The following is a 15,527-nucleotide window of genomic DNA, read 5'->3' as shown; positions in this document are numbered from 1 at the left end:
CTCTTTGGCGCCAGCCCCACAAATCCGCGCAGGATTTACTTCATCTTGGTGCCCTTGGAGCCGAGTCGTTCACAGGCCTCGACAACGCGTGCAGCCATGCCAGCTTCAGCAGCCTTGCCCCAAGAACGGGGATCGTACTGCTTCTTGACGCCTACCTCGCCGTCGATCTTCAGGACGCCGGAGTAGTTCTCCATCATCCAGGCAGCAACCGGACGGGTGAAGGCGTACTGGGTGTCGGTGTCGACGTTCATCTTGATGACGCCGTTCTTTACAGCGGTGGCGATTTCTTCGGCAGTGGAGCCGGAGCCGCCGTGCATTACTAGGTCGAATGGACGATCGCCAGCGTTGAACTTGGCGCCGACCTCTTCCTGGATGGTGCCCAGGATTTCCGGACGCAGCTTCACGAAGCCGGGCTTGTATGCGCCGTGAACGTTACCGAAGGTAAGAGCAGTCATGTAACGGCCCTTTTCACCTAGGCCAAGAGCCTCGACGGTCTTGATGCCATCTTCGGTGGTGGTGTACAGCTTCTCGTTAATTTCGCCCTTGATGCCGTCTTCTTCGCCGCCGACAACGCCGATTTCAACTTCCAGGATGGTGTTGGCCTTCTGGGACAGCTCCAGCAGCTCCTGGCCAATCTTCAGGTTCTCGTCGAGCGGAACGGAGGAGCCGTCCCACATGTGCGACTGGAAGAACGGATCGCGGCCAGCCTTGACCTCTTCGGCCTCCAGCTCTAGCAGCGGACGTACCCAAGAGTCGATGTTCTGCTTGGCGCAGTGGTCGGTGTGCAGCGCAACGGTGACGTTGTAGTTCTTGGCGACCTCACGGGCGTAAGCAACCATTGCCAGCGAGCCGGCAACGCGATCCTTCTTGGTAGAACCAGAGAAGTATTCGGCACCACCTACGGAAACCTGGATGATGCCGTCAGATTCGGCTTCCTCGAATCCACGCAGGGCAGCAGTTAGGGTCTGGGAAGAGGTTACGTTGATTGCCGGGTACGCGAACTTCTGTTCCTTTGCCCGGTCCAGCATTTCGGCGTAGACCTCTGGGGTTGCGATTGCCACAGGTATCTCCTTTTAACTAGAGGATCGCTACAGGGATAAATTTACCCTGTTTCACATTTTTTTCCGAGTGCCAAAGTCCCAATTTAGCCCAATATTCGCCTGTAGCTAACCGGTAGGGCGGCTAAGGTGCACTCTGGCCCATGCCCACATTGCGACCGCGGCGGCAGCACCCACGTTTATGGAGCGGGTGGAACCGTACTGGGTGATGTGGTGAATTGCGCTGCAAGAGGCTCGCATCGGCTCGCTTAGTCCTTCTGATTCGGAGCCGAAAACTAGCACGCACTCACGCGGTAGTTCCACCTCTTCGATTGGGGTGGAGCCGGGAACATTGTCAATGCCGATGATTAGTTTGCCGCGTTCTTGCATCCGGCTAACAAATTCTTCTGGCGTGGCCAGGTTGTCTACGTGCAGGTACCGGTCGGTGACCATTGCTCCGCGCCGGTTCCAACGCTTCTTGCCAACGATGTGCACCGCTTGGGCATTGAAGGCGTTGGCGCTGCGCACAATGGAGCCGATGTTGAAATCGTGGTCCAGGTTCTCGATGGCCACTTCAAGCGAGGATCGCGACTGATCCAGATCAGCAACAATGGCATCCAGCTTCCAATACCGGTATTTATCTGAGACGTTTCGCCGGTCACCATATTCGAGCAGGGTCGGATCCAATCGCGGATCGTCCGGCCATGCCTTCTTCCCTCCGGGGTAAGGGCCTACCCCGACCTCGCGGGAATCAATACGTTCTTCTGCCACTATCTGATCCTCCAGCTGGATCGTCCGGTGATGAGCCTGATTAGGGGGCGGGGGCTGATGTGGGTGAGGGCGTCGACCACCTTGTACGTAAAGGAAGGTACGACCTCGACCTTTCCTGCGCTAACCCCACGCATAGCTTCGGCTACGACCTGTTGTGGGCTGATCCGAGCAATCGTTGGCAGAGAGGCGAAGTCGAAACCGATCTTGTCAAAGAATTCGGTGGCGGTGGTGCCCGGCCGCACGGAGGTGACCGTGACCCCGCTCCCCTTCAGTTCACTGGCAAGTGCTTCCGAGAAGACGTTCACCCAGGTCTTGTGGGCAGCGTAGGTGCCCCCTGCCGTCCAGGAAGCCATCGAGGAAATGTTGACTATGGCGCCGTGGTGGCGCGCCTTCATAGCGCGCGCTGCAGCCTGGGATAACACCATGACCGCACGCACCATCACGTTCAACGCGTCTAGTTCGCGCTGCGTGTCGCCCTCGACGAACACTTGCCCCAAGCCGAAGCCGGCGTTGTTTACCAGCAGCGAGATGGGCCGCTCCGACTGAGAGAGCCGGGCTGCGACCCGATCCGTGTCTGCCGCTTTCGACAGGTCCGCGGGCAGCACCTCGACATTTACCCAGTCGAGGGCGGCCGCCACCTGCCGCAATTTAGTTTCGTTGCGCGCCACTAGCACCAGGTCGTGTCCACGTTCAGCTAGTTGGCGGGCAAACTCTTCACCGATGCCCGAAGAGGCACCGGTGATTAGGGCTGTTGCCACTTAGTCCAGCTCCAAATCCGAAAGCGAGAGGGCGTGCAGGTACTTGTACCCGGCCGCTTCGATCTTTTCCTTGGCACCCGTGTCGCGGTCTACTACAACGGCGACGGCCAGGATATTGGCGCCGGCCTCGGAAACAGCTTTTGCGGCTTCCAGCGGGGAGCCGCCGGTGGTAGAGGTATCTTCGAGCACCACCACGTTGCGGCCAGCAATGTCCGGCCCTTCGATGCGGCGCTTCATGCCGTGGTCCTTGGCGGCCTTGCGCACTACGAAGGCGTCCACGTCTAGGCCCCTGGAAGCGGCTGCGTGCATGATCGCGGTGGCAACCGGGTCGGCTCCCATAGTGAGTCCGCCAACGGCGTCAATATCTTCTGGGGAAATGCCGGCTTCTTCCAGCATGTCCAGCATGACGTGCCCGATCAGAGGGGCTGCTTCGTGGTGCAAAGTTGCTCTGCGCATGTCCACGTAAAAATCAGATTTGAGGCCGGAGGCAAGGGTAACTTCCCCGCGAATAACGGCCAGTTCACGTACTAGTTCGGCAAGTTTGTTGTGCTGCGGATCGTTAGACATGCCTCTACTTTACAGGCTTGGCGCGCCCGGCCGTGCGATAGCTTAGAAGTATGCGTATTGCAACCTGGAATGTGAACTCTATTAGAGCCCGACTAGACCGCGTCCTGGCATTTTTGGATCGCTCCGAAGCGGACGTGCTTGCCATCCAAGAAACCAAGTGCAAGGAAGAGGTCTTTCCCGCGGACGCTTTTGCCGAGGTCGGCTACTACTCTTGCGCTGCCGGCATCAGCCAGTGGAACGGGGTGGCGATCCTCTCGCGCAGCGAACCGCAGGACGTCCAGGTGTCTTTTCCGAACTGTCCTACTTTCAAAGACAAGGTAGAACCGCGGGCAATATTCGCCACCTGCGCCGGGGTACGCATCGGCTCCCTGTACGTGCCTCACGGACGAGCCTTGGACGACCCCCACTACCAGTACAAACTGGACTGGCTGGCTAGATTGAAAGACTTTGCCAGCGCGCAGCTGGAGTCGGGGCAGGATAGGCTGGCCCTAATGGGCGATTGGAACGTGGCCCCCGAAGACAAGGACGTGTGGGACATGGAGGTCTTCAAAGACTCCACGCACGTGTCCGCTCCGGAACGCGAAGCATTCGCCGCTTTTTCCGACCTCGGGATGGTAGAGGTGACCCGGGACCGGGCGGAAGGCTACACCTACTGGGACTACCGGCGACTGCGCTTCCCCAAGAACGAGGGCATGCGCATCGACTGGATGTACGCCACCGCCGCCCTCGATAAAGCGGTCACTAACGTGCAGATCGACCGCGAAGAGCGCAAGGGCAAAGGCGCCTCTGACCACGTGCCCGTAATTGTTGACTTCGACCTGTAGGAGGAACAGTGCAGCAGGTGGAACGCTGGCTCTCGTGGGCTATGCGCATTCAGTCTTTAGCCCAAACGGGTTTGGCATACACGGATAACAACTTCGATCGCGCACGCTACCAAGAGCTGCGGGAAATAGCCGCCGAAATGGTGGCTCACCAGGCAGATATTCCCACGCAGAAGGCACGAGAGCTGTTCTGCAACGAATCGGGCTATCAGACTCCGAAGGTGGATACACGCGCGGCAATATTTAGGGATGACAAGATCCTTTTGGTGCGTGAGAATGACGGCCAGTGGTCCCTTCCGGGAGGCTGGGCTGACATCTTGCAGTCCCCGGCCTCGAACACGGCAAAAGAGGCAGCCGAGGAAGCGGGGCTGCGCGTGCGCCCCTACAAGCTGGTGGCGGTGCAAGATCGCAACAAGCACAACCAACCCCTGTTTGCCTATTCGGTGTGGAAGCTATTTTTCCTTTGCCACAACGAGGGCGGCAGCTTCGAGTCAAACATCGAAACTACAAAGTCCGGTTACTTCAGCCTGGATGAGCTGCCACAGGTCTCTGATTCCAAGAACACGCCCGCGCAGATCCGCATGTGCTTCGAGGCCCGCGCTCAAGGACCAGCGTGGCAGACCCTATTCGACTAATCGGCGTAGGCTGCCAGGATCGCCTCATTTAGGCCCGGCCAAGCCTGCACATGTTGCTTCCCAAACGGCTTGGCTCCAATGAAGGCGGCCCCCAGTTGCAGCTGCGGGTCCACCCATAGGAACGACCCGGATTGCCCGAAGTGCCCACACACTTTTTGAGAGGCTGAGGGCGCGGTCCAGTGCGGCGATTTCTGCCCCCGGATTTCAAATCCTAGCCCCCACAGGTTGTTGTCTTGCCTGCCATAGCCGGGCAGCACCCCGCTGAGTCCATCAAAATGAGGGCGCATCGCATTTGCAGCGGTTTCTTTGCTGATCAGGGTGGGCTCCATCAGTTCCCGCAGGAACAGCGTCAGGTCATTAGTGGTTGATATTCCCGAATACGCCGGCGATCCGGGCACGGATGTTTCGGTCATTTGCAGCGGCTCCAGTACCGCCTGCTTGATCCACTGCCCCGCGTTTTCAGCTCCCACGCTCTGGCAGACTGCCTGGCCCAAGATTTCGATGTTCCGGTTCGAGTAGATGCGCCGGGTGCCAACCGGAGAGAGCACCTTATCTGAATCCATGGCCAACCCGGAAGCGTGCGAGAAGACGTGCTCGAGGGTTGCCCCCTTTGGCCCTAGCGGATCTGAAAGCGATATCTTTCCCGCTTCGAGCGCTACCAAGTATGCCCACGACGCGAGCAATTTGGTTACTGAGGCGAGCGGGAAGGACTGGTGGATGCCGGGCGTCCACCCTACCGCCTTGCCTCTTTTTACCACTACCAGCTGCCACGGTTCCTGCAGCAGTCGGTCGGTTTCATCTAACGATTGCTGCAATTGCCGAGGCATGGAGTGCATCTATTTCCCCTGTGGGTCTTCTTCTTGCTGTACAGGTGCAAACAGCTGCCGGATCGCTTCTTCCCGATCCTGTTCTTCGCTGTCATCCCAGCCCTTCGCTAGGACCAGGTCCCGATCGGTGACGATGTCGGAGGCAATAATCTTGTCCACGACTCGCTTGGGAACCTCGTGGGCGTAATAGCTGTCAGCAATGTCTTGAACCGTGAGCACATCCGCGTTAAGAATGCGGTAAACCAGTCCGATCTGCAGGTGGCCAACGCCCATATCAGACAGATTGTCGGGGGAAACATCCAGCAGCCCAATGTCTAGGAAGTCCCGAAGGGTCATGCCCGTAACCCGCTGTATCTGCAACATTGCCTGCGGAGTGTCGAGCTCCAAGTATTTTGCGAGCGAAGCGTGATGCGGGCTCAGTATGTCGAAGGCCTTCACAATTTCCCGCGAAGCGCACCCTGCACGTCCACGCTGTGATCGTATAGCCACATGATGCGCAGCCCCCGCCACAGTGCCAGGTGCTGCTGGGCCAGATCCGCGGCAGAAGTATTCACCTTGAATAGGCCGTGCTCTTCAAATGCCTTGTATGCCCTGGTCAACGCCTTCGCGATGCGAGTCATGTTGTACTGGTAATGTTCCCGGGCCGGATGACCGGTAGAAGCAGCCTCCACCTCGATTACACAGTCCATCTGAGCCAGAGCCGGGTCGTGTACGTGAATACCGGTAAGAGCTAAGAAAAGGCGAACGACCTCGTGTGCCTCCAAGTGCTCGACACTGTCGAGTGTTACGCCGAACTGGCTTTCGTAGCGTTCGATAACCGCCGCCAGCAGCGCTTCTTTAGTGGGGAAATGGTAGATGACGCCGGGGTGAGAGATGCCGACTCGACGAGCGATATCCCTCATAGAAAGACCGTAATATCCCACCTCGCCAAGGAGCGCAACCGTTGTATCTAGGATTTTCTGCCGCCGAGCTAGGCCGCCAGCATAAGGTCCCCGCTCTTTCTTTCGCGCAGGCATCACAATCTCCCCTCTGACCTCTTCTACCTTAGTTTAGCCCGTTCCGAGCACATTACTGTAAATTTAATTTTTGCTTTACAAATTGTTATGCGACAGCGCGGAGCGATCCCAAAACTGGGATCACTCCGCGCCAAGCGCCGGTCAATTATGCCACGCCAAGATTAAGCTTCGAATCCGTTGCCGTAACGGTGACGGTTTCGCCCTCCTTAACCTTTCCAGCAAGCAGCATTTTCGCTAGTGGATCGCCAATTTCCCGCTGTACCAGTCGCCGCAGAGGGCGGGCACCGTACGCCGGATCATACCCTTCCCTTGCCAGGTACTGTCGGGCCGATTCATCCACCTCAAGCTTGATCCTGCGGTCCTTCAGACGGGCCGCCATGGAGGCCACCTGCAAAGTGACAATCTGGCCCAATTCGTCCTCATCAAGGGCGTCGAAGATTACTACTTCGTCCAACCTGTTCAGGAATTCCGGCTTGAACGCACTCCGGACCGTAGACATTACCGAGTTGTGCTGCTCCTCGGTGTCCATGGTTGGATCCACCAAGAACTGCGAACCCAAGTTCGAAGTCAGCACCAAAATGGTGTTGCGGAAATCAACCGTGCGCCCCTGCCCATCAGTAAGCCGGCCATCGTCTAGGACCTGCAACAAAATGTTGAAGATCTCGGGGTGAGCCTTCTCGACCTCGTCCAGCAATACCACTGAGTAGGGGCGACGCCGAATCGCCTCGGTGAGCTGGCCGCCCTCGTCGTAACCGACGTATCCCGGAGGAGCACCGACCAGACGCGAAACCGAGTGCTTCTCGGAATACTCGGACATGTCGATACGCACCAGCGCATGCTCGTCGTCAAACAGGAAGTCCGCCAAGGACTTTGCCAATTCGGTCTTACCCACACCAGTCGGCCCCAGGAACATGAAGGAACCAGTCGGCCGGTCAGGGTCAGACACCCCTGCCCGCGAGCGCCGCACCGCATCGGCCACCACCTGAACAGCCTTCTTCTGGCCTATTAGGCGTTCGCCAATGACGTCTTCCATGTGCAACAGCTTGTCCTGTTCGCCCTCTAGCAGTTTGCCAGTGGGAATGCCGGTCCACGCTTCGACTACCTCGGCAACCTCGCTGGGCCCCACCTTTTCGGCAATCATGGGTTCGAGCGGGGTCTCTTCATCCTCCTCGGCGGCGGCGATCTGCCGTTCCACCTGGGGGATGTCGCCATTTTGCAGGCGGCCGGCTTCTTCCCAACGCCCATCGCGCATGGCCACGTTCAACTGGGTGCGCAACTCGTCGAGTTTTACCCTCAGATCGCCGACCTTGTTGTGCTCGGCCTTTTCGGCCTCCCATCTGGCAGTGAGTCCGCGCAATTCCTCGGTCTTGTTGGCCAGCTCTTCGCGCAGCTTAGCCAGCCGTTCCGCGCTAGCAGCGTCGTCTGCCTCGTCCGAATCAGTCAGGTAGGACTCCTCCATGCGCAACCGGTCCACCTCGCGGGTGAGCTGGTCGATCTCTTCTGGCGAAGAGTCCAGCTCCATGCGCAGTCTAGAAGCCGCCTCGTCGATCAGGTCGATCGCCTTATCCGGCAACTGCCTGCCGGTAATGTAGCGGTCGGACAGGCGGGCAGCAGCAACCAGGGCGCCATCCGAAATGGTGATCTTGTGGTGAGCTTCGTACTTAGGAGCGATGCCGCGCAGTATTGCCACGGTGTCCTCAACCGAGGGCTCCCCCACGAAAACCTGCTGGAACCGGCGTTCCAAAGCCGGATCCTTTTCAATGTTTTCGCGGTATTCGTCGAGCGTAGTAGCGCCCACCAGGCGAAGTTCCCCGCGGGCCAGCATCGGCTTGAGCATGTTGCCCGCGTCCATCGCACCTTCCGAACCGGCCCCGGCGCCTACCACCGTGTGCAACTCGTCGATGAAGGTAATGATCTGCCCGTCAGCAGACTTCACTTCAGCCAACACTGCCTTGAAGCGTTCCTCAAATTCGCCGCGGTACTTTGCCCCCGCCAGCATTGCCGAAATGTCCAGGCTAATCAGGCGCTTGTCGCGAAGAGATTCCGGCACGTCGCCCGCGACGATTCGCTGGGCTAGCCCCTCCACTACCGCAGTCTTGCCAACGCCGGGTTCACCGATCAACACCGGGTTGTTCTTGGTGCGCCTAGAAAGAACCTGTACCACGCGTCGGATTTCACTGTCTCTGCCAATGACCGGGTCGAGTTTGCCATCCTTAGCAACCTGGGTCAGGTCGCGCCCGTACTTTTTCAGAGCCTCGAAGGTGCCCTCCGGATTCGGCGAGGTAACGGGGCCGTTCTGCCGAATCTTGGGCATAGCCGCTTCGAGAGCTTCGGACGTAGCCCCGCCAGCTTTTAGCGCCTCGGCTGCCGCCGAGGGAACTTTCGCCAGAGCCTGCAGCAAATGCTCAGTAGAGACGTACTCATCCCCCATGGCCCCAGCGCTCTCGCTGGCCTGGGTAATCACATTCAGCAGCGCCCTGGAAGTGGATGGTTCACTAACCGAAGAACCTGACGAGGACGGCAATGCCACCAGGGCTTTCCGCACGTGCGCGCCGATCTGCTTGCGATCCGCGCCCGCTGCCTCCAACAGGGCCAGGGCAATCCCGCCCTCATCTTCCAATAAAACATTGAGCAGGTGCAGCGGTTCCACCTGCGGATTACCTGCTGCCGAGGCAGCCTGCAACGCAGCGGTTACCGCTTCCTGCGATTTAGTAGTGAGCTTGGTGTTCACTTGGACCTCCTCAAGAATTTCCTATCTGATTAGTCCAACAATCCTAAAGTTGAGTCTATTCCACTCAATCCCGCTTTACAGTGTAGCTTAGCTCACTTCTAATGTATTTCTCAGACTCCTACCCCAACCTGGGCTCACTCCCCTTTTCACGGCGGGCCATAGCAGAAAAATAATGCGCCAATGAATCTTTTCAAGCAAAATAGTTGTGTCCGACATATTTTCTACCCAAGGAGCAAACATGGGACTAGATGATCTGAAGAACAAGGCAACCGAAAAGCTATCCGAGGTCACCGGCAACGAGGAAACCACTGACGCTGGCCTCGACAAGGCCTCCGACGCCGCCAAGAAGGTTACCGGTGGCAAGTTCGACGATAAGATTGATCAGGCCCGCGACGCTGCAGACAAGCGCCTAGGCGAATAATCCAATCGTCAGGGGTGGGGCATTTGCCCCACCCTTATTTAGTTAAAGGGGACGGTTATGGACCTGAACAACATCAAGAATCAAGCAATGAACAAGGTGCGCGAAGCATCGCACAACGAGAAGCTGACCGATTCTGTTCTGGACAAGGCTTCCCAGGCGGCTAAGAAAGTCACCGGCGGTAAGTATGACGACAAGATCGATCAGGCTCGCGGTGCTGCAGACAACTACCTTGGCTCAAACGAGGACAAGCAGACTGAACAGAAGAAGGAAAAGCCCAAGGACGCCCCTAAGGAAAACAAGGACGCCCAGTAAGCGCGATCGCATAAAAATACTGGCCCAGCTTAGCTGGGCCAGTATTTTTATGCCTTCCTTACGCGCAGCCGGCGCACTAGGAGCACCATGCCGATCCCGGCGGCAACCATAGAAGCGAAGACCGCAACCTGGATGGCTATGGCATATCCCGGGGCTAGCCCGCCCTGAAACTCAGGGTCCAAATATTGTGCCGAATCCGTAGCCGTCCCCTGTGCCTTACACCGAAACACGTATTCGCCCGAGGACAGAATGGGAGCTATGTAGACCTTCTTGGAAAAGGGAGCGGGCACTAGCTTCGTGCGTCCCTGTCCCTGGCCGATTGTGCAATCGTCACCGGCGCCCTCTTCGGAAAAACCTACGTACGTGATGCCAAGCTGAGACATCTGGACCTTTGCGCCGTCGTGCACCTGCAGTGCATCAGGAGACTGCAACGCTTTTTGTAACCCTGCCGGCTCCCTCATGAACATCGCTACACCGCCGATCATTGGAGCAATGATGAAAGCGCAAAGCAGCCCACCGATCAGCAAAGCAATTGGCAACCCCAGGCCCCGTTTCTTCTTCTTTGCCACCTTTGTGGACCACTGGCCCGGCCGCGGAGGCCAGGACGGTGTTTCTTCAGTCGGCGCTTTGGGCACCTCCGGCGCGGCCTGATAGACAGATCCGTCAGGCAGGATCGGCCTGCCCTGCTCGTCGCGGGGCAACCGAACCCCATAGCGCGGTTTTTCAGGAGTGGCCATCTACGTCTACTTCTGTTCCGCGTTGACGAGCTTAGAAGTGTTACGCGCAGTTCGCACGTTTGCCACTAGCAGTTCCAGAACTACTCGCCCAAACACCAGATGGAAGAAAGAGGGCACAATCCCAACAAACAGGCACGCAAGGAAGGTCCCAATGAACGTTCCCGTGCCAGATGCCGCGCTGGAGAACTCGTAGCTAGCAGATGCGGCCGAGCCCGAGGCAATCAGCAGGGATCCCCCCACCCACAGCAGGACCACCCAAGCCATTAGCAGGACGTAAAGAACCTGTGCAAAAGATATGGTGACAAACTTTTCGAACTTCAGGTCAAAGAGAGCCCCAAAGAACGTATCCCCGGACCGCTGCGGCTGGGCATAGTAGCCGGGGCCCTGCTGGAACTGTGGGTATTGCCCGGTAGGTGGGTACTGGCCGGTAGGTGGATACTGTCCGCCCTGCTGGTTCTGTCCTCCCTGCTGGTAGGGATACGGGTGGGAGGTATTGCCGCTAGAAGGCTGCTGCGTAGGGGCGCCCTGCGATTGCCCTTCAGAATGCGATTGCACAGAAGAAGCGTAAGAATCGCCCTCAGTAGTTGCCACCGGAGGCGGTGGTGGCGGTGTCTGCGACCTGTGCTGCTGCGGAGTATTTTCAGACATATTACTCACCTTCCATAGTTCGTGTGTACCAAGCATACGAAATCTACTAGGAAGCGTGCAGACGCACCCAGATATACAAATGCGCTCCTCAGGTTTCCCTAAGGAGCGCATCAGTATTCTTGCTAGACGTCCAATACTACGACAGCCCTGGAAGCAGGCCGTTGCTCGCGCGAAAAGCCAAGTCGCGAGCCGTACGGCACCAAGGCACCGCCTCTGGCCGGCGCCCGGAACCGTTCTCCGAGCGCGGATTCCCACACCTCCCCAGACGAGGAAGCAGCGAACACTCGCGAAGAACGAGCCACTAGTTCCTGCAGCCGCTCATTTTCAGCTTCGAGCCGCCCCAGCTTCTCTTCGAGCTCAATAATGCGGGAAATCCCCGCCAAATTGATGCCCTCTTCCTGGCTCAGCTGCTGGATACGACGCAGGCGCGCTATATCCGAGGGCGAATACCGGCGCCCTCTCCCCTTAGTGCGCTGCGGGGTAACCAGCCCCAGCCGGTCGTATTGGCGCAGAGTCTGGGGGTGCATGCCAGCGAGCTCAGCAGCCACTGAGATCACGTACATCGCTGCGTCAAACACGCCATCACCTCCAAACTAGTCTTGCGCTGCCTGCGCCTGCCACCCGGAGCGCGGATCGAAATCTGCCGTCTGAGCAGCAAATTCTTCCAAGGCTGACTTGGCCTTGCGCGACAGCTTCTTGGGTACTTCTACTTTAAGCTTAAGCAGCAGGTCTGAAGCCTTCTTGCCCTTGGGCACACCGCGGCCACGCAACCGCAGCACAGCCCCTGAAGAAGACCCGGCAGGCACCTTCACGGTAACCAACTTTCCATCCAGCAACGGCACCTGCACCTTCGCGCCCAAAGCTGCCTCTTCGACAGTCACGGGAAGATCGGCAACTAGGTTGCCGCCCTCGATCGCGAATACCGGGTGCGGCTTGACATGAATGGTAACGACCAGGTTGCCCGGAGCTCCCCCATTCGCAGATGGGCGGCCCTTCCCGCGCAACCGCAGCTTCTGGCCATCGTGCACGCCCGCAGGGATGCGCACGGTCATAATCCGCCCGTCGACCTTCATCTTCAGAGTGGTACCGTGTACCGCCTGTCGCAGGTCAAGCGAGGTTTCCGTAGCCAAGTCCTGCCCCTTCTGCGGGGCTTGCGAGAAGCCCCCGAACGAGCCGGAATTACCGAAGCCGCCGCCCGCGGCTCCGCCGCCGAAGAGCCCGGACAAGATGTCTTCGAATCCCGCGCCCCCGCCGCCGGAGTTTGAAAAGCGAACTCTTGAATTCGCTCCGCCCCCGCCGAACATTGACGCGAACATGTCTTCGAACCCCCCGGCGGAGGCCCCCTGAGGGCCCGCGGAGAACCTGGCACCTCCCCCGGCCATCCGTCTGAGGGCGTCGTATTGGCTGCGCTGCTTCTTATCAGAGAGCACCGCGTAAGCTTCCCCGACCTCCTTGAACCTTTCCTCGGCGGTCTTGTCGCCAGGGTTCTGGTCCGGGTGATACTTGCGGGCGAGCTTGCGGTATGCCTTCTTGATGGCTGCTTGGTCGGCATCCTTGGAGATGCCTAAGACTTTGTAGAAGTCTTTAGAAAGCCAATCTTGGTTGGTCATCCCAGCTCACCTCCTCTTTATGCGGGATTGGAAACCATAACTTTTGTTGCCCGCAGGACTCGATCGCCGACCTTGTAGCCGGGCTGGAGTACCTGGGTAACCGTTGGTTCGCTTACGTCGGCAGACTCGTTGGCCATGAGCGCTTCGTGCAGCTTCGGGTCGAAGTGGTCGCCCTCGGCTCCGTAGCGTTCCAGACCGAAGCGGTTCTGCAGCGTTTCTTCCAACTTTTGCGCGATTGCCGCAAAGGGGCCGTCTTTCAGATCCCCTGCGGTGCGGGCACCGTAGATATCGTCGAGGACGGACAGCAGCGACTCCAATACGTCCAGCTGTCCAGCAGTCTTGTGCGCGGGAATATCAGCCTTCGACCGGCGGACGTAAGACTGGTATTCGTTGTTCAGGTTGTACAGGTCGGCCTTTGCCCTGGCCAAATCATCGCCTAATTTGCCAATGATCTGGTCGGTGCTAGGCACCTCTTCTTCCTGCTTATCCTTGGGCGCTTCTTCTGTTTCGCCCTCGCTCGCCTGTGTGGCGGGAGCGTCCTCAGTTTCTGCGGTGGTATCTTCCGATGGCGCTTCGCGCTGTGCGGCAGACTCTTCTGCCTTCGCGTTCTCGGCGTCCGAAACGCCGGGAGCGGGCTTGTCAGCCCGCTCCTGGGGCTCGTTTAGTTCACTCACTTGGAGGAATCCTCATCATCTACTACCTCGGCATCGATGACGTCGTCATCGGCGGAGGAGGCGTTCTGGTCGCCAGCCGGGGCCTCGTTCTGCGGGGACTGCTGGGCCTGTGCGTACAGGGCCTGGCCGATCGACTGTGCCTTCTGGTTCAGTTCATCCATGGCGGACTTTACTGCCTCGGTGTCGTCGCCCTCTAGAGCCTTCTTGACCTTGTCCACAGATTCGCGGACCGGAGCCACGGTGTCCTCGGGTAGCTTGTCAGCGTTGTCCTTCAGCAGCTTCTCGATGGAGTAGACAGTCTGCTCTGCGTTGTTGCGAGCCTCCTGGGCGTCGCGGCGCTTCTTGTCTTCTTCAGCGTTTTCTTCTGCTTCCTTCACCATGCGGTCGATGTCCTCGTCAGACAGCGAAGACGTGCCGGTGATGGTCATGGACTGCTCGCCGCCAGTGCCGCGGTCCTTAGCGGACACGTGCACAATGCCGTTGGCGTCGATGTCGAAGGTGACCTCGATCTGCGGGATGCCGCGCGGGGCCGGAGCAATACCGGTCAGTTCGAAGTTGCCGAGCGGCTTGTTGTCGCGAGCAAACTTGCGTTCACCCTGGTAGACCTGGATCAGCACGGAGGGCTGATTGTCCTCGGCAGTCGAGAACACCTCGGAGTGCTTGGTCGGGATCGCGGTGTTGCGATCGATCAGGTTGGTCATCACGCCACCCTTGGTCTCGATGCCCAGCGACAGCGGGGTCACGTCGATCAGCAGCACGTCGGAACGCTCGCCCTGAATGACGCCAGCCTGCAGTGCTGCACCAACAGCAACAACCTCGTCGGGGTTTACGCCCTTGTTCGGTTCCTTGCCACCGGTCAGTTCCTTGACGACGTCAGTCACGGCCGGCATACGGGTGGACCCACCAACCAGCACTACGTGGTCGATGTCGGACACCGAAATGCCCGCGTCCTTGATTACCTGCTGGAACGGCGCCTTGGTGCGCTCGATCAGATCCGAAGTCATGTCCTGGAACTTTGCCCTAGACAGGGACTCGTCCAAGTGGATCGGGCCTTCGGGAGTCATGGACAGGTACTGCAGCGAAATCGAGGTCTGAGTGGCAGAAGACAGTTCCTTCTTGGCCTGCTCAGCTGCTTCGCGCAGACGCTGCAGAGCAACGCGATCGGTAGTCAGATCAGTACCGGTCTTGGACTTCACCTGCTGCACCAACCAGTCGACGATGCGCTGATCCCAGTCGTCGCCACCAAGCTTGTTGTCGCCGTGAGTGGCGCGCACCTGAATAGTGGAGAAGTCGTCCTCGTCCTTGCCAACTTCCAGCAACGACACGTCGAAGGTGCCGCCACCCAAGTCGAACACTAGGATCAGTTCGTCTTCCTTGCCCTTTTCGAGGCCGTAGGCCAGCGCTGCGGCGGTAGGCTCGTTGACGATGCGCTTTACGTTTAGGCCAGCGATCTTACCGGCATCCTTAGTTGCCTGACGCTGGGAATCGTTGAAGTATGCGGGAACGGTAATAACCGCATCGGTAACGGTGTCGCCCAAGTATTCTTCCGCGTCGTGCTTGAGCTTGCCAAGGATACGAGCGCTGATTTCCTGAGCGGTGTACTTCTTGCCGTCGATGTCGACGGTCCAGTCGGTACCCATGTGGCGCTTCACAGAAGAGATGGTGCGATCGACGTTGGTTACCGCCTGACGCTTAGCGATTTCACCGACCAGCACCTCGCCAGACTTGGAGAAAGCGACTACCGACGGAGTAGTGCGGGCGCCTTCCGCGTTGGCGATAACGGTGGGCTCGCCACCTTCTAGTACTGCAATTGCCGAGTTCGTGGTGCCAAGGTCAATACCTACTGCACGTGCCATATTTATCTTCCTTCCATCTGGCCGCCGCGAACATAGCGACCATCATTGAGTCTGTTGCACTCAAGTTTTCCTTAGGAGCTTTCGACTGTCAAGTCGCCACTCCAAA

General features: G+C 58.5%; 18 protein-coding genes. 4 read left to right on the top strand and 14 right to left on the bottom strand.

What is annotated here, in order from left to right:
* Nucleotides 1-35 precede the first annotated feature (35 nt).
* The 4 genes from fbaA to pyrE all read right to left on the bottom strand — a co-directional run bounded on the left by fbaA (nt 36) and on the right by pyrE (nt 3,133).
* Nucleotides 36-1,061: a class II fructose-bisphosphate aldolase gene (fbaA, locus tag QP400_RS07225; RefSeq protein WP_004806479.1), complete on the bottom strand. Its 1,026-nt coding sequence runs from the start codon at nt 1,059-1,061 to the stop codon at nt 36-38.
* A 105-nt stretch (nt 1,062-1,166) separates the two neighbouring features.
* The gene (locus tag QP400_RS07220; protein ID WP_004806480.1) at nt 1,167-1,808 is read right to left on the bottom strand and encodes a TrmH family RNA methyltransferase; all 642 of its coding nucleotides are present in this window, start codon (nt 1,806-1,808) and stop codon (nt 1,167-1,169) included.
* On the bottom strand, nt 1,808-2,566 hold the full coding sequence (locus QP400_RS07215; RefSeq protein ID WP_285462599.1) for an SDR family NAD(P)-dependent oxidoreductase: 759 nt from the start codon (nt 2,564-2,566) through the stop codon (nt 1,808-1,810). Before QP400_RS07215 ends, QP400_RS07220 begins: the two co-directional genes overlap by 1 nt.
* Complete coding sequence (gene pyrE, locus QP400_RS07210; protein WP_004806484.1) at nt 2,567-3,133, bottom strand: orotate phosphoribosyltransferase; 567 nt, start codon at nt 3,131-3,133, stop codon at nt 2,567-2,569. It abuts the gene before it with no gap.
* A 50-nt stretch (nt 3,134-3,183) separates the two neighbouring features.
* Here pyrE and QP400_RS07205 point away from each other — a divergent pair, with 50 nt between their 5' ends.
* On the top strand, nt 3,184-3,957 hold the full coding sequence (locus QP400_RS07205) for an exodeoxyribonuclease III (protein ID WP_004806486.1): 774 nt from the start codon (nt 3,184-3,186) through the stop codon (nt 3,955-3,957).
* An 8-nt stretch (nt 3,958-3,965) separates the two neighbouring features.
* Nucleotides 3,966-4,589 (top strand): NUDIX hydrolase N-terminal domain-containing protein, encoded by a 624-nt coding sequence (locus tag QP400_RS07200; RefSeq protein ID WP_004806489.1) that lies wholly within the window; start codon nt 3,966-3,968, stop codon nt 4,587-4,589.
* Here QP400_RS07200 and QP400_RS07195 read toward each other — a convergent pair.
* The 4 genes from QP400_RS07195 to clpB form a co-directional block, all read right to left on the bottom strand.
* Nucleotides 4,586-5,416: a serine hydrolase domain-containing protein gene (locus tag QP400_RS07195; protein ID WP_160309235.1), complete on the bottom strand. Its 831-nt coding sequence runs from the start codon at nt 5,414-5,416 to the stop codon at nt 4,586-4,588. The two genes, QP400_RS07200 and QP400_RS07195, sit on opposite strands and share 4 nt — an antisense overlap.
* Before the next feature lie 9 nt (nt 5,417-5,425).
* The gene (locus QP400_RS07190) at nt 5,426-5,905 is read right to left on the bottom strand and encodes a hypothetical protein (protein ID WP_285462614.1); all 480 of its coding nucleotides are present in this window, start codon (nt 5,903-5,905) and stop codon (nt 5,426-5,428) included.
* The gene (locus QP400_RS07185; RefSeq protein ID WP_285462597.1) at nt 5,851-6,432 is read right to left on the bottom strand and encodes a TetR/AcrR family transcriptional regulator; all 582 of its coding nucleotides are present in this window, start codon (nt 6,430-6,432) and stop codon (nt 5,851-5,853) included. Before QP400_RS07185 ends, QP400_RS07190 begins: the two co-directional genes overlap by 55 nt.
* Before the next feature lie 145 nt (nt 6,433-6,577).
* The gene (gene clpB, locus QP400_RS07180; protein ID WP_004806495.1) at nt 6,578-9,163 is read right to left on the bottom strand and encodes an ATP-dependent chaperone ClpB; all 2,586 of its coding nucleotides are present in this window, start codon (nt 9,161-9,163) and stop codon (nt 6,578-6,580) included.
* A gap of 238 nt (nt 9,164-9,401) precedes the next feature.
* On the opposite strand from clpB, the gene QP400_RS07175 reads away from it, so the two are divergent.
* On the top strand, nt 9,402-9,584 hold the full coding sequence (locus tag QP400_RS07175; RefSeq protein ID WP_004806497.1) for an antitoxin: 183 nt from the start codon (nt 9,402-9,404) through the stop codon (nt 9,582-9,584).
* Between the two features lie 57 nt (nt 9,585-9,641).
* Complete coding sequence (locus tag QP400_RS07170) at nt 9,642-9,896, top strand: antitoxin (protein ID WP_004806500.1); 255 nt, start codon at nt 9,642-9,644, stop codon at nt 9,894-9,896.
* Nucleotides 9,897-9,943: 47 nt separating this feature from the next.
* Here QP400_RS07170 and QP400_RS07165 read toward each other — a convergent pair whose 3' ends face one another.
* The 6 genes from QP400_RS07165 to dnaK all read right to left on the bottom strand — a co-directional run bounded on the left by QP400_RS07165 (nt 9,944) and on the right by dnaK (nt 15,421).
* A complete protein-coding gene (locus tag QP400_RS07165) occupies nt 9,944-10,633 on the bottom strand; it encodes a hypothetical protein (RefSeq protein WP_048707695.1) in 690 nt (229 codons plus the stop codon).
* Between the two features lie 6 nt (nt 10,634-10,639).
* A complete protein-coding gene (locus tag QP400_RS07160) occupies nt 10,640-11,281 on the bottom strand; it encodes a DUF4282 domain-containing protein (protein ID WP_004806505.1) in 642 nt (213 codons plus the stop codon).
* 122 nt (nt 11,282-11,403) lie between these two features.
* Entirely contained in the window at nt 11,404-11,859 is a 456-nt protein-coding gene (locus tag QP400_RS07155) for a heat shock protein transcriptional repressor HspR (protein WP_004806507.1), read from the bottom strand.
* A gap of 15 nt (nt 11,860-11,874) precedes the next feature.
* The gene (locus tag QP400_RS07150) at nt 11,875-12,891 is read right to left on the bottom strand and encodes a DnaJ C-terminal domain-containing protein (RefSeq protein ID WP_004806510.1); all 1,017 of its coding nucleotides are present in this window, start codon (nt 12,889-12,891) and stop codon (nt 11,875-11,877) included.
* Between the two features lie 17 nt (nt 12,892-12,908).
* A complete protein-coding gene (locus tag QP400_RS07145; protein WP_004806512.1) occupies nt 12,909-13,565 on the bottom strand; it encodes a nucleotide exchange factor GrpE in 657 nt (218 codons plus the stop codon).
* Complete coding sequence (gene dnaK / locus QP400_RS07140; protein WP_004806514.1) at nt 13,562-15,421, bottom strand: molecular chaperone DnaK; 1,860 nt, start codon at nt 15,419-15,421, stop codon at nt 13,562-13,564. The genes QP400_RS07145 and dnaK overlap by 4 nt, the downstream gene beginning before the upstream one ends.
* Nucleotides 15,422-15,527: the final 106 nt, after the last annotated feature.

Source organism: Winkia sp. UMB3158 (assembly GCF_030217145.1).
Taxonomy (GTDB): Bacteria; Actinomycetota; Actinomycetes; order Actinomycetales; family Actinomycetaceae; genus Winkia; species Winkia anitrata.
This window is presented reverse-complemented; position numbering and strand designations above follow the sequence as displayed.